Genomic DNA, 13,922 nt, shown 5'->3' with positions numbered 1-13,922 from the left:
AACGATGAAAAACCTGGCAACCCTGAGCGTCCACAGCGGCGCATTCAACGACCCGCACGGCGCCGTCATGCCGCCGATTTACGCCACGTCGACGTTTGCGCAACCGTCACCGGGCGAGCATACCGGCTATGAATATTCCCGCAGCGGCAACCCAACGCGCCATGCGCTGGAAACCGCCATCGCCGAACTGGAGGGCGGCACGCGCAGCTACGCCTTTGCTTCCGGTCTGGCGGCCATCTCCACGGTGCTCGAACTGCTGGATAAAGACAGCCATATCGTCGCCATTGATGACGTTTACGGCGGGACGTATCGCCTGATTGAAAACGTGCGCAAACGCAGTACGGGCCTGCAGGTCAGCTGGGTTAAGCCGGACGACTTAGCCGGGCTTGAGGCCGCCATTCGCCCGGAGACCCGCATGGTGTGGGTCGAAACGCCGACCAACCCGCTGCTGAAGCTGGCGGATCTGACGGCCATTGCGGCGATCGCCCGTCGTCATAACGTTATCAGCGTGGCGGATAACACGTTCGCATCGCCGGTGATCCACCGCCCGCTGGCGTCCGGTTTCGATATCGTGGTGCACTCCGCCACCAAATACCTTAACGGGCACTCTGACGTGGTGGCCGGGCTGGCAGTGGTGGGAGATAATCCGGCGCTGGCGGACCAGCTTGGCTATCTGCAAAATGCGGTCGGTGGTGTCCTGGATCCGTTCAGCAGCTTCCTGACCCTGCGCGGTATCCGCACGCTTGCGCTGAGGGTAGAAAAGCACAGCAGCAACGCGCTGGAGATTGCGCAATGGCTGGCGCAGCATCCTCTGGTCGAAAAAGTGTTCTATCCCGGCCTGGAATCGCATCCGCAGTACCAGCTAGCCCGCACCCAGATGGCGCTCCCCGGTGGCATGATTTCCGTCGTGGTGAAAGGCGATGCGCAACGCGCCAGCGAGGTGATTCGCAACCTGAAGCTGTTCACCCTCGCGGAAAGCCTGGGCGGCGTGGAGAGCCTGGTGAGCCAGCCTTACAGCATGACGCACGCCTCGATTCCGCTGGAACAACGGCTGGCAAACGGCATTGTGCCGCAGCTGATCCGCCTGTCGGTGGGGATTGAAGATCCGAAAGACCTGATTGCCGACCTCAGCCAGGCGCTGCAAAAATAAGCAAACGGCGGCAGGTCGCTCACCTGCCGCCAAAAGTTGTCATCATGGCTTAACGCCTTGATAACAATATTATGTGAAACGGCATTGATTAATTCTGAAACACCGTTTCCATTTTCCTTTTATCTTAAAATTAGCGTATAATGCGCGCCAAATCCCTGGTGAATGGTTTCAGCGCTTGGAATACAAAAAACAACGTACAACTTCTCCTCTCCTTCGTTGGGCTGTCACTCAGGCACACTTTCTTCTGCACGCTCATTTGATGTCTCCTATCCTTAGTGCGTGTCATATACTCTTTTGCAACACAGGTTTGACTCCGCGGCGGTGCGCCCCCGGAGCGAGATTTCCATATCCTTCCCAACTTAAAGACTAAGACTGTCATGAAAAAGACGAAAATTGTTTGTACTATCGGCCCGAAAACCGAATCCGAAGAGATGCTGAGCAAAATGCTGGACGCCGGCATGAACGTGATGCGTCTGAACTTTTCCCACGGTGACTACGCAGAACACGGTCAGCGTATCCAGAACTTGCGCAACGTGATGAGCAAGACCGGTAAAAAAGCGGCGATCCTGCTCGATACCAAGGGTCCGGAAATCCGTACCATCAAACTGGAAGGCGGTAACGACGTCTCTCTGAAAGCGGGCCAGACCTTCACCTTCACTACCGACAAATCCGTTGTTGGTAACAGCGAAATCGTTGCGGTCACCTATGAAGGCTTCACCAGCGATCTGTCCGTGGGTAACACCGTGCTGGTCGACGATGGTCTGATCGGTATGGAAGTGACCGCTATCGAAGGTAACAAAGTTATCTGTAAAGTGCTGAACAACGGCGACCTGGGCGAAAACAAAGGCGTTAACCTGCCGGGCGTTTCTATCGCGCTGCCAGCACTGGCGGAGAAAGACAAACAGGACCTGATCTTCGGCTGCGAACAAGGCGTTGATTTCGTTGCGGCGTCCTTCATCCGTAAGCGTTCCGACGTGGTTGAAATTCGTGAGCACCTGAAAGCCCACGGCGGCGAGAAGATCCAGATCATCTCCAAAATCGAAAACCAGGAAGGCCTGAACAACTTCGACGAAATCCTCGAAGCGTCTGACGGCATCATGGTTGCTCGTGGCGACCTGGGCGTTGAAATCCCGGTTGAAGAAGTGATCTTCGCCCAGAAGATGATGATCGAGAAATGTGTTCGCGCGCGTAAAGTGGTTATCACCGCCACGCAGATGCTGGACTCCATGATCAAAAACCCACGCCCTACCCGCGCTGAAGCAGGCGACGTGGCGAACGCCATCCTCGACGGTACCGATGCAGTAATGCTGTCCGGTGAATCCGCGAAAGGGAAATACCCTCTGGAAGCGGTCGGCATCATGGCGACCATCTGCGAACGTACTGACCGCGTGATGACCAGCCGTCTGGACTTCAACAACGACAGCCGCAAGCTGCGCATCACTGAAGCAGTATGCCGCGGTGCGGTAGAAACCGCTGAGAAACTGGAAGCGCCACTGATTGTTGTTGCGACCCAGGGCGGTAAATCTGCGCGCGCAGTGCGTAAATACTTCCCGGATGCCACCATCCTGGCCCTGACCACCAACGAAACCACCGCACGTCAGCTGGTGCTGAGCAAAGGCGTGGTTGCGCACCTGGTCAAAGAGATCGCCTCTACTGACGATTTCTACATTCAGGGTAAAGCAATGGCTCTGGAAAGCGGTCTGGCGCAGAAGGGCGACGTGGTTGTAATGGTTTCTGGTGCTCTGGTACCAAGCGGAACAACCAATACTGCCTCCGTTCACGTGCTGTAATAATTCACGAACGAATTAAATTTGATAAAAAGCGCCCAATGGGCGCTTTTTTTATTCCCGGCATTAGCCAAATTCATTCAAAAAGCAAATCGGGTTTTTCTATTTAAATGCGATTTATCTAAGATGAATCCGATGAAAAATGCCTTTTTTTACATAGCTTTTTACTCAAAACGCACTGATTCGATGCTTCTTTGAGCGAACGATCAAAAATAGGCGTATTCCCATCAAAAAAATATTCTCAACCCAAAAAAGTTTGTGTAATACTTGTAACGCTACATGGAGATTAACTCAATCTAGAGGGTATTAATAATGAATCGTACTAAACTGGTACTGGGCGCGGTAATCCTGGGTTCTACTCTGCTGGCTGGTTGCTCCAGCAACGCTAAAATCGATCAGCTGTCTTCTGACGTTCAGACTCTGAACGCTAAAGTTGACCAGCTGAGCAACGACGTGAACGCAATGCGTTCCGACGTTCAGGCTGCTAAAGACGACGCAGCTCGCGCTAACCAGCGTCTGGACAACCAGGCTACTAAATACCGTAAGTAATAGTACCTGTTAATAAAATGGCGCACATTGTGCGCCATTTTTTTTGCCTGCGTCAAACTGCTACTGCGTTACCTTTTCCCCTTCCTCTTCTGCTACCGCAGCAGACACCCGGCTGTTCTGCACTGACAACACGCTATTGCTGGCCGACGGGCCGCTACCCGCGGATACGACAACCGGGATCCCGGCACGGCGCGCCAGGGCTTTATCAATTAACGCCTTATCGCTTCCGGCCTGAGAAACAAAAGTGGCAAAGTCTGCCGAGTGGGTAATGGGCGAAATCTGCGGGTTCTCGCCCTCCACCTGCGCCAGCGGACGGTGGACCTCAATATAACGTTTACCGTCCGGCTCAACCGAGAATTTCACCGGCTCGTTGATGATCTGTACCCGCGTGCCGACCCGCACCTGTTCAAACAGGGCTTTAATATCCGGGGCGTTCATTCGCATGCAGCCGGAACTGACGCGCAGACCTACGCTGTCCGGCGCGCTGGTGCCGTGAATAAGATATTCCCCATTACCAATTCCCAGACGCAGCGCATAGCGCCCCAGCGGGTTATTTGGCCCCGCCGGGACGACGGGTGGCAATTTAATTCCCTGGGCCAGGGAACGCGCTCTGATGCCCGCCGTTGGCGTCCAGGTTGGATTAGGGATTTTTTGGCTGACGCGGGTGGTGCTCACCGGCGTTTCCAGCCCCAACTGTCCGATGCCGAGCGGGAAGACTTGGACAATATTTTCTCCCGGTGGGAAGTAGTAGAGCCGAAGCTCGGCCAGGTTAACCACAATGCCTTCGCGCGGGGTATCCGGCAGCAACATCTGCGACGGGATCGTGATAACGGTGCCCGGCGCCGGGTTTACTGGCGCAATAGTATTGTTCGTTTCAAGGATCACCTGCGCCGCCGTATTAAACCGACGGGCGATAGTCTGAAGCTTATTATCCCCTTCCTGTATCGTGTAGGTTTGATTTTGCCCAATCAGACGGCTGCCTGCGGGCGGCAACGGATAGTCCATCGCGCGGGCCGAATTAAACGTACCGAGCGAACTGAGGAGTAAAAGAGTTATTAGAGACGCGCGCTTCATGCTGAGATTCCTTATTCACTGGCAGGATGCCAGAAAGCTGAAAAACCAGCGAGGCGGGAACCACCTCGCGAAACAGAATGAATGCTGTTCTGTAAGTCTAGCTAAGGATTGCAGCTTTGGCGCGAATGGCGCGAATCATCGCTTCCAGCCCCTGGGAGCGGGACGGGGTGAGGTGTTGGGTCAGGGCCATTTTTTCAAACCACGGGCGGACATCGAACGCGACGATATCCTGCGCCGACATCCGGTGGTAAAGAATAAAGACGACCGCAATCAGCCCTTTTACAATGGCAGCATCGCTGTCGCCGTGCAGGGCGATAGTGCCGTCGTCAGACTGCTCCATCACAATCCACACCTGGCTCTGGCAGCCCTGAATAATGTTTTCCGGGTTATGCGCCTCTTCACCGAGCTGCGGCAGACGCTGCCCCAGCTCGATGATATAAAGGTACTTCTCTTCCCAGTTTGCACAGCGCCCAAAGTTGCGCAGCAATTTGTCTCTGTCCGGCAGTTCTGCCATCTTGTGCCTCTTCTTAGCCCAGCAGCTGGTGAATGCGCTTAAGCCCCGCCACCAGCCTGTCGACCTCTTCCATTGTGTTATACATCACCAGCGATGCGCGGCACATTGCCGGCACCTGGTAAAAAGCCATCAGCGGCATGGCGCAGTGGTGGCCGGTACGGACGGCCACGCCGTAGTTATCGAGGAAGCTGCCCACGTCATAGGCGTGGTGTTTCCCCAGGTTAAAGGCAATCACGCCCTGCCGGTCAGCCGGGCCATACAGGGTAAGGTCAGGCACGCTGGCAAGCTCCTGCAGCGCGTAGTGCATCAGCAGCTGTTCGTACTCCTGAATGGCGTCGAGGCCGATTGCGGAGACGTAAGACACCGCCGCCCCCAGGCCGATAATCCCGCCAGTGTTGGGGGTGCCCGCCTCGAAGCGCCAGGGCGCACGGGCGTAGGTCGTCCCTTCCGTCAGGCTGACGGTGGCGATCATCGATCCGCCCCCTTCCCACGGCGGCATCGCCTGCAGGATGTCCTCTTTCACATACAGCACGCCAATCCCGGTCGGGCCATAGAGCTTATGCCCGGAGAATACGTAGAAATCGCAGTCCAGCGCCTGCACGTCCACCGCGTGGTGCATCACCGCCTGCGCGCCGTCAATCAGCACCTTCGCGCCGGCCTGATGGGCTTTTGCGATAATCTCTGTCACTGGGTTTTCGGTGCCCAGCACGTTAGAGACCTGGGTGACCGCCACCAGCCGCGTTTTATCGTCCAGCAGGGCGTCAAGCTGCTCCAGCTGCAGCGTGCCATCGTCGTTCAACGGAACGACCCGCAGCTGCGCGCCGACACGCTCGCAGAGCATCTGCCACGGCACAATATTGGCGTGGTGCTCCATCTGGGTGATGATGATGTTATCCCCCGCGCGCACCTGGGCGTTGCCCCAGCTGTTGGCGACAAGGTTAATCCCCTCGGTTGTGCCGCGCACAAATACCAGCTCTTCCGGCAGGCGTGCATTGAGGAAGGCTGCAATTTGCGTGCGCACGTTTTCCATGCGCTGGGTCGCCTCGGCGCTCAGGGTATGAATACCGCGATGCACGGCGGCGTAGCCGTGGCGATAGAACTCGGCTTCCGCATCCACCACCTGATTCGGCTTCTGCGCGCTGGCCGCGCTGTCGAGATAGGCCAGCGGCAGGCCGTTCACTTCACGGGTCAGAACCGGGAAATCGGCCCGCACTTTCTCTACGGGAAAACTCATGCTTCGCCTCCGGGCAGACGCTGACCAATGCGGGCCAGCACCTGCTGCTTCAATACGCCATCGTGCAGCGCTTCCGTAAGCTCCGCCGCAAAGGCGTAGATGATCATTTTCTGCGCCGCCTGCTGGTCGATGCCGCGCGAGCGCAGGTAGAACATCTGCTCGTCGTCGATCCGACCGACCGTCGCGCCGTGGCTGCATTTTACGTCGTCGGCGTAGATCTCCAGCTGCGGCTTGGTGTCCACTTCCGCCAGGCGCCCCAGCAGCAGGTTGTTGTTGGTCATCTGCCCGTCGGTTTTGATGGCGTGCTGGGCGACGTTAATCAGGCCGTTAAACACCGCCCGCCCTTTATCGCTGACGATGGTTTTGTGCAGCTGGCGGCTGTTGCAGTAGCCTTTGTTGTGCTCAAGCCAGGTGCGCGTGTCGCACACTTCTGCCTTCACCGGCATCGCCAGGCTGTTGATGCGCAGCGTAGTGTTTTCACCGTTAAGCTGCGTGCTGGTGTTGTGGCGCAGCACCACGCCGCCGAGCAGAAAGCTGTGGCTGAACGCCGCGGCATCCAGGCCCAGCAGAAGATCGTTATGGGCAAAATGGTGGCTCTGCGGATTCTCAAACGCCAGCTTAATGTGGTGAAGCTGCGCATTGGCGGCAACGTTCATCGTCAGCCGCGACCCGGTAAAGTGGCGGGTCTCGTTGAGGCTGACGTAATGTTCGATTACCGTGGCCTCCGCCCCCTCCGCCAGCTCAAGGTGATGGCGATAGTGCGCGGTGTTGATCTCATCGCCCTCCACGCCCTGTGTGATGTGCATCAGCAGCAGCGGTTTTGCCGGACGCTGGTTACGCTTGACCTGAATATGCGTCACGCTGCGGGCCAGGCTCTCGGTCAGGTGGAGGAAGACTTCCGGCTGAACCGGGGTGCTCAGGCTCTGGCGGTCGTCGTTAATGACGATATCGAACCCGCTATCCCGGGCGTCATCACTCAGTTCTGGACGCCAGACGCCGTCGACAAAGACCAGACGCACCGCATCCACCGTCAGCGCCAGATCGTCGCGCCGGGCCGGGTCAATCTCCGCCAGACGCGTCACAAACTCGCCGTTCAGCAGGCCGTCGAGTGGGGTGTATTTCCAGTTCTCATGCTTCCGCGTCGGCAGGCCGAGGCGCAGCATCTGCTGCAGGTGCTGCTGCGCCTGCTCGGAGCGCGTATTACCCTGCTCCTCAAACAGCCGGTGCCACTGCTGGAGCGCATTACTGCTGTTCGGTAAGCCAGCCATAGCCCTGCTCCTCCAGTTGTTTAACCAGCGTAAAATCACCGGATTTCACAATACGTCCCTGGTAAAGCACGTGGACATAGTCCGGCTTGATGTAATCCAGAATGCGCTGGTAGTGGGTGACAATAATGAACGAGCGCTTGCCGTCGCGCAGGGAATTCACCCCATCGGCGACAATCTTCAGGGCGTCGATATCCAGACCGGAGTCGGTCTCATCCAGAATGCACAGCTCGGGCTCCAGCACCGCCATCTGCAGGATATCGTTACGCTTTTTCTCGCCGCCGGAAAAGCCGACGTTGACCGAGCGGGTCAGCAGGTCTTCCGGCATTTTTAGCAGTTTGATCTTCTCTTCCATGAGATCCTGGAAGTCGAAGCGATCCAGCGCCTCCTGGCCGCGATACTTGCGCACTGCATTCAGCGCCGTCTGGAGGAAAAACTGGTTGCTGACGCCCGGAATTTCAACCGGGTACTGGAAGGCCATAAAAATGCCCTCACCCGCGCGGTCTTCCGGCGACATCTCCAGAAGATCTTTGCCGTTAAATTCGACCGAGCCGCCTGTCACTTCGTAATCTTCGCGTCCCGCCAGCGTCGCTGAAAGCGTACTTTTCCCGGAGCCGTTTGGCCCCATGATGGCGTGAACTTCACCCGGCTTGACGTCAAAATTGAGACCGCGCAGGATCGCTTTCTCTTCCACGCTAACCTGTAAATCTTTAATGCTTAACATGTGCTTTCCTTAACCGACGCTGTGTTCAAGACTAATGGCGAGGAGTTTTTGTGCTTCAACGGCGAATTCCAGCGGCAGTTCAGAGAACACGTCCTTACAGAAGCCGTTCACAATCATCGAAATGGCATCTTCTTCGCTGATGCCGCGCTGCAGACAGTAGAAGAGCTGATCTTCTCCAATGCGTGACGTGGTCGCCTCGTGCTCCAGCTGAGCCGTGTTGTTGCGACACTCCACGTACGGGAAGGTATGCGCCCCGCAGTCGGCACCGATCAGCATTGAATCACACTGGGTGAAGTTACGCGCGTTGGTGGCCGTCGGCATGATTTTCACCAGCCCGCGATAGCTGTTCTGGCTATGCCCGGCGGAGATCCCCTTCGAGATAATCGTCGATTTGGTATTTTTCCCAATGTGGATCATCTTGGTGCCGGTATCGGCCTGCTGATGCCCGCTGGTCAGCGCCACCGAGTAAAACTCACCGATGGAGTTATCCCCGCGCAGGATGCAGCTCGGGTATTTCCAGGTAATAGCGGAGCCGGTTTCCGACTGCGTCCAGGACATTTTGCTGTTTTCGCCTTCGCACAGCGCACGCTTGGTGACGAAGTTCAGGATACCGCCGGTATTGCCGTCGCCGGGGAACCAGTTCTGCACCGTGGAGTATTTCACCTCGGCGTCTTTGTGAATGATGACCTCAACCACCGCCGCGTGCAGCTGGTAGCTGTCGCGCACCGGGGCGGAGCATCCTTCGATATAGCTGACGTAGCTGCCTTCGTCCGCTACCAGAATGGTGCGTTCAAACTGTCCGGTTTTTTCGGCGTTGATGCGGAAATAGGTGGAGAGCTCCATCGGGCAGCGCACGCCTTTCGGCACGTAGATAAAGGTGCCGTCAGAGGCTACCGCGGCATTCAACGCGGCGAAGAAGTTATCGTTGCTCGGTACCACGGTGCCGATGTACTTTTTCACCAGATCGGGATGGTCATGAATAGCTTCGCCAAAGGAGCAGAAAATGATCCCCTGCTCGGCCAGCTTCTCGCGGTAGGTGGTCGCGACCGAGACGGAGTCGAAAATGGCGTCCACCGCCACCTCTCTCCCCTCGCGCACGGGCACGCCCAGCTGGTTAAACGCCTCTTCAACCTCTTTGCTCAGGAAGCTGTTCTCGGCACCGGTCTGCTGGACCGCGCCGGGCTGCGAGGCGCAGGTATCGTCACAGCTGCCGCAGGAGGGCGCGGAGTAGTAGCTGTAATCCTGATAGTTCAGCTTGTCGTAGTGGGCTTTCAGCCAGTGCGGCTCTTCCATCTCCAGCCAGGCGCGGAATGCGCTCAGGCGAAATTCGAGCATCCACTCGGGCTCGTTACGTTTGGCCGAAATGGCGCGCACCACATCTTCATTTATGCCTTTCGCCAGCTCGTCGGTCTGCAGCTGCGTGAAAAAACCCTCTTTATAGTTGAGGTGTCCGCCGCTCCAGGTGTTTACATCACTCGTTGCTTCAGTATTACGAGACATAGTACCGCCTATACCCCAAAGCTTTCGCCGCAGCCGCATTCGTTCTGGGCTTTCGGGTTATGAAATTTGAATAACTGGTTTAAACCTTCCCGCACGTAATCCACTTCGGTTCCATCGATAAACGGCATCGCCTGCAGCGCGACGTACAGCTTTGCGCCGTCGGTTTCAAACACCAGGTCATCTTTTTCCGGTGCGGTGACGGTATCCAGCACGTAGCCAAAGCCCGCGCAGCCGGTCTGCTTAACGCCTAAGCGCACGCCGAGAATGTCGGGATTTTTTGCCACCAGCTCGTGGATATGCGCCGCCGCCGCAGGCGTGAGCGTTAATCCACGCCAGGCAAAATCGGCAGGATTGAAGGTTTCTGAATGCAGTTCCATAGGTCCACCTCATCTGATTAGCCATCAGGGCATAACACCATGTTAGTGATAACGATTATCACTTCAACCCTCTGTCAGCAGGGGCATTCGGCTAAACCGCCCTTTTTGTCTACTTTTATTAAGCATAGACCCTGTCAGAAGATGCGGGCGGGATGGATTTAATTGTTCAATGCATTGATTAATAATGCATTTCGTCGTGGCATTTGTGGCGGCGAGGTGGAAAATAAAATATGCATCGGAAATGCCTATTTTTGGGATAGCTTTTGTGCGAAAAGTGGCAAAAAGAAAAAAGGCCCTCAAGGCCTCTTATACTCAATGATGAAATGAGACAGCAAAACCCTGTTCGCGCCAGTGGTCGAGCTGTTCCTGCTGTCGAGGCGTTGGCGATTTTCCGGTCCAGACGAAGATTTTTTGCCCCGGGAAGAGTTCCGGGCGCGGCGAATCAATCGGTTCAGCCAGGACGTCAATGTGCCAGCCCTTCTGTGCTAAGCGCGCGGCTTCGAGCCACAAATGGGTGCGGTCGTCGCACTCCCAGCCAATTAGCAGAGCGTCTTTACCGGCTTTCTTGCGGGATTCCGCCAGGCTCGCAATCGCAAATTCAATCAGGACTCCGTCGAACAGGCTCGCCATGTGACGTACGGTATTTTGGTCCTGGTTCATTCGCTGACGGACGGGCGAAATAATATTGTCAATCAGGGCGTCTATCGGGTGATCCCGGCGGAACTCACCGATTTTGGCGCGCAGCTTTGCCGGGCTGGCATAACGCAGAACGGTCATCATCTCTTCCTGGAACGAGACCCAGTTACCCTGAGTCAGGACTTCTTTATTTTCCAGCAAAGCTTTTACTTTTCCGACCGAAACGCCACTTTTCATCAGGCGTTTGATCTCTTCAATACGCAGGATATCTTCATCGTCAAACTGACGATGGCCCCCTTCGCTGCGCTGCGGCTTCAACAATCCATAACGTCGCTGCCAGGCACGCAGCGTAACGGGGTTGATACCGCATCGTTCGGCCACTTCGCCGATACTGTAATAGGCCATTAACTCCCTCACGCTCAGAACTTCCATACCTAACTGCACCAACCTTATCAGATTGTACAAACCATTTGTATAACTAAGACCGCATTTTGAACGGGTGAATGGCTTACGACGCCATCCACCGGTTAATACATTGTTGTATAAAATTTGCCGTTCGTACAGTTACGTCTTCCAGATTGTGTACAGCATTATCACAATTCGAACTTTTTCTCCGGCCACGCAATGGCTGGAATACCGCCGTGGCGGGGGCTAGCAAAAAGATGCCCCTGGAACTGGGAAATCCCCGCAGATTCCAGCCACATCCACTCTTCCGCCTTCTCTACTCCTACCGCGCAAAACTGGATTTCAAGCGAGGAACAGCATTTGATAATCGCCTGAATGATGGCCTGCCGGGGGCCACTTTTGTGCACGTTCGCGACCAGATCGCGATTAATCTTAATTCTGTCGGGCTGGAATTGGGCCAGCAGCTGCAGCCCGGCAAAACCGGCACCAAAGTGATCGATCGTCACGCTGATACCCGCACTTTTTAACTGCCTGACCGAATCCGTAAATTCATCAAAACGGGAAATGGCTTCGCTCTCGGTGAACTCCACCACGATCTGTTCAGGTACAAAACCGTTTGCTTCAATTGCGGTGAGTAGAAAGTCCACGGCGTTGGGAATGTTAACCAGCGTCATAGGCAGCAGGTTAAGGGATAACGTCTGATCCTGTAACCCCAGCGCGCTGGCCATCGAGAGCGCCACCTGCTTGCTCTGCAAATCAGACGCGTACACTTCGTCATGCGGAAGGCTGGCGAAATAGGCCTCCGGCGAGTCGCCGGACGGGGTGCGCAGAAGCGCCTCCCAGGAGACAACCTGCTGCATAAACGGATCGACTATCGGCTGGAACGCGAAGCTGCAATCCGCCCCTTTCGCGACCACCTCAGGCTGCGCGGACAGGCGCGTCTCTTCGCGAACGAACTCCCATGAGTCCGCAGGCGGCAGTTCAAAGTAGTTCGCTTTTTCCGTGGCCTCGACAAAGGTGCGGAAAAACTGCAGAGGACGGTCGTTATAGGTCAGCTGATAGCGTGTCGTCCCCTTATTGAGCACCTGCTGTAGCACCTCGTCCCTGTCGAAGTGGCGTAAATCAAAAAGCTCCATGCCCACGTTGCCAAAACGCCGGACGGGGCCGTGATCGCGCATCAGCTCGACCACGTTATGGTGGCGCGGGTCGTTGCAGATCTGCTCATAGATAGCCGAAACGTGCTCAACCGGCCCTTCCAGCAGTTGAAAAAAATGTGTGCCGTTAAAGAGCAAGATCCCCGTGACATTGGATTGCCGATTTTTACGATTTGCAGCAGCGACCATTGATTCCAGCGCCTTCACTGGAACGTCCTCGCAGATATGACTGCGGTAAATGATGGTTGTGAGCATGCTATTCCTGAGGTTAGGGTTTTGGCCACGAAGGATGTGGATAATGTTCATTTATAGCACACTAATTGCCTGACAAATAATTTACATCTCAACCATTTACGGCAGTTAATGAGCCTTTTTTACTCGGCTGTACAACTTACCAGCATCCGCGCTTTTTGTACAATATATCCTGCATCGTTACCGTATCACCTCAACATAATAACTACATGAAAATTAAGTAATTTATAAAATATATCGTAAAAAATCTAAAAATTTGTACATTTTCGATGTACAGATTTGAAAATTATGTATACCTTAAATGTAACGTTACTGATTACAAAATTTTACAGGAGCGAAACATGCAGCAGAAAGGTTACGTCGCAGATTCCGCAGCAGCAATCGCACAGTACTTCGAAAAAGCCGCGCTTCCTACTCAGCAGGAAACGCTGGGCCAGGTGGTTGTTGAAATTCTCAGCGACGGGCGAAACCTTAATCGCAAGTCGCTTTGTACGAAGTTGCTTAGTCGCCTCGAAAAAGCCGATGGCCCGGAAGAGGAAGAGCATTACCACATGCTGCTTGGTCTGCTCTTCGAACGGTAAGGATATGAATAGCAGTAACGCAGACCGACTGATAGACCAGCTTATCGGTGAAGCCGTTCTCTCACTTCTGAAAGAGCGGGGACCGGTGACCACTGAAGGCTTGCTACAGCGTCTGCGGGTTATGAAAGAACATGAAAAGGATCCCCAGCGGCGGGAGACACTTGCGGTGGTGATTGCCGAGATCGGCTCAAACAGCACCGCCTTTACACGTCGCAGAACCGCGCATGGACGAACGAAAAGAGAGGGATCTCTCAATGATAATCGAGACAATGTCGTGCCGTTATTTGGAAGTGGAAAACCGTCCGATCCCAAAAAAATACATTGACTGCAATTTAACAGCTACGGTGAGAACAAATGAGACAAAATATTCAGCTTCAACCCGAATTCCACTCTGCTTTTTTAGACAGTGCGCTAGCGGAATATTTCCGTCACGCAGGCGATCGTTTTGCTGAAGAGTCCGCTATTTTTTCTACTGCAGTTCGCTGTGTTCTGGCCTCCGAAGGTCATATTTCCAATAAAGCCATCATCCTCTGGCTCATTCAAACGCTGGAAGCCACTCACGACGTGGTTCAGGCGGATGTGATTCGCAAGACGCTGGAAATCGTGGTGGGTTACACGATGGACGATCTTTGAGTTCTGCTCGCCGCGCCCCCTAACGTGTCATCGTCAAAACTGACGAACAGTCTGACGATGACATGCGCCCTCCCCCATAACACCCCG

General features: G+C 55.1%; 15 protein-coding genes. 6 read left to right on the top strand and 9 right to left on the bottom strand.

Translation table 11 applies throughout. The annotated features are described in order from the left end of the window. Window positions 1-4: 4 nt before the first annotated feature. The 3 genes from ACMWL8_RS07150 (at window position 5) to lpp (ending at window position 3,486) form a co-directional block, all read left to right on the top strand. Entirely contained in the window at window positions 5-1,150 is a 1,146-nt protein-coding gene (locus tag ACMWL8_RS07150; RefSeq protein WP_045261546.1) for a trans-sulfuration enzyme family protein, read from the top strand. A gap of 377 nt (window positions 1,151-1,527) precedes the next feature. After that, window positions 1,528-2,940 (top strand): pyruvate kinase PykF, encoded by a 1,413-nt coding sequence (gene pykF, locus ACMWL8_RS07145; RefSeq protein WP_014883536.1) that lies wholly within the window; start codon window positions 1,528-1,530, stop codon window positions 2,938-2,940. A gap of 309 nt (window positions 2,941-3,249) precedes the next feature. After that, window positions 3,250-3,486: a murein lipoprotein Lpp gene (gene lpp, locus ACMWL8_RS07140; protein ID WP_001082307.1), complete on the top strand. Its 237-nt coding sequence runs from the start codon at window positions 3,250-3,252 to the stop codon at window positions 3,484-3,486. 60 nt (window positions 3,487-3,546) lie between these two features. Here lpp and ldtE read toward each other — a convergent pair whose 3' ends face one another. The 9 genes from ldtE to ACMWL8_RS07095 form a co-directional block, all read right to left on the bottom strand. Further along, the gene (ldtE, locus tag ACMWL8_RS07135; protein ID WP_028012870.1) at window positions 3,547-4,560 is read right to left on the bottom strand and encodes a L,D-transpeptidase LdtE; all 1,014 of its coding nucleotides are present in this window, start codon (window positions 4,558-4,560) and stop codon (window positions 3,547-3,549) included. A 97-nt stretch (window positions 4,561-4,657) separates the two neighbouring features. After that, window positions 4,658-5,074, bottom strand: a complete 417-nt coding sequence (gene sufE, locus ACMWL8_RS07130) for a cysteine desulfuration protein SufE (protein WP_045261547.1) — start codon at window positions 5,072-5,074, stop codon at window positions 4,658-4,660. A gap of 13 nt (window positions 5,075-5,087) precedes the next feature. Further along, window positions 5,088-6,308 carry a cysteine desulfurase SufS gene (sufS, locus tag ACMWL8_RS07125; protein ID WP_028012868.1) on the bottom strand — a complete coding sequence of 407 codons (1,221 nt, stop codon included), beginning with the start codon at window positions 6,306-6,308 and terminating at the stop codon, window positions 5,088-5,090. Next, a complete protein-coding gene (gene sufD, locus ACMWL8_RS07120) occupies window positions 6,305-7,576 on the bottom strand; it encodes a Fe-S cluster assembly protein SufD (protein WP_045261548.1) in 1,272 nt (423 codons plus the stop codon). The genes sufS and sufD overlap by 4 nt, the downstream gene beginning before the upstream one ends. Then, window positions 7,551-8,297 (bottom strand): Fe-S cluster assembly ATPase SufC, encoded by a 747-nt coding sequence (gene sufC / locus ACMWL8_RS07115; protein WP_041910384.1) that lies wholly within the window; start codon window positions 8,295-8,297, stop codon window positions 7,551-7,553. Before sufC ends, sufD begins: the two co-directional genes overlap by 26 nt. A gap of 9 nt (window positions 8,298-8,306) precedes the next feature. Beyond that, window positions 8,307-9,797, bottom strand: a complete 1,491-nt coding sequence (sufB, locus tag ACMWL8_RS07110) for a Fe-S cluster assembly protein SufB (protein WP_028012865.1) — start codon at window positions 9,795-9,797, stop codon at window positions 8,307-8,309. Between the two features lie 8 nt (window positions 9,798-9,805). Next, window positions 9,806-10,174 (bottom strand): Fe-S cluster assembly scaffold SufA, encoded by a 369-nt coding sequence (gene sufA / locus ACMWL8_RS07105; RefSeq protein WP_041910386.1) that lies wholly within the window; start codon window positions 10,172-10,174, stop codon window positions 9,806-9,808. A gap of 312 nt (window positions 10,175-10,486) precedes the next feature. After that, the gene (locus tag ACMWL8_RS07100) at window positions 10,487-11,215 is read right to left on the bottom strand and encodes a MerR family transcriptional regulator (RefSeq protein ID WP_045261549.1); all 729 of its coding nucleotides are present in this window, start codon (window positions 11,213-11,215) and stop codon (window positions 10,487-10,489) included. A 188-nt stretch (window positions 11,216-11,403) separates the two neighbouring features. Then, the gene (locus tag ACMWL8_RS07095) at window positions 11,404-12,624 is read right to left on the bottom strand and encodes a diguanylate phosphodiesterase (protein WP_045261550.1); all 1,221 of its coding nucleotides are present in this window, start codon (window positions 12,622-12,624) and stop codon (window positions 11,404-11,406) included. A gap of 338 nt (window positions 12,625-12,962) precedes the next feature. On the opposite strand from ACMWL8_RS07095, the gene ycgZ reads away from it, so the two are divergent. Genes ycgZ through ACMWL8_RS07080 form a run of 3 tightly spaced genes read left to right on the top strand, consistent with a single transcriptional unit; the run spans window position 12,963 to window position 13,835 of the window. Next, window positions 12,963-13,202 (top strand): regulatory protein YcgZ, encoded by a 240-nt coding sequence (ycgZ, locus tag ACMWL8_RS07090; RefSeq protein ID WP_008500634.1) that lies wholly within the window; start codon window positions 12,963-12,965, stop codon window positions 13,200-13,202. A gap of 4 nt (window positions 13,203-13,206) precedes the next feature. Then, a complete protein-coding gene (locus tag ACMWL8_RS07085) occupies window positions 13,207-13,527 on the top strand; it encodes a hypothetical protein (protein ID WP_045261551.1) in 321 nt (106 codons plus the stop codon). Between the two features lie 29 nt (window positions 13,528-13,556). Continuing rightward, window positions 13,557-13,835 (top strand): biofilm/acid-resistance regulator YmgB/AriR, encoded by a 279-nt coding sequence (locus ACMWL8_RS07080; protein ID WP_045261552.1) that lies wholly within the window; start codon window positions 13,557-13,559, stop codon window positions 13,833-13,835. Window positions 13,836-13,922: the final 87 nt, after the last annotated feature.

Source organism: Enterobacter sp. 04-C-12-SI-ECC (genome assembly GCF_047530715.1).
Taxonomy (GTDB): domain Bacteria; phylum Pseudomonadota; class Gammaproteobacteria; order Enterobacterales; family Enterobacteriaceae; genus Enterobacter; species Enterobacter bugandensis.
Note: the sequence above shows the minus strand (reverse complement) of the source record. Positions and strands in the feature narration are given on the sequence as shown.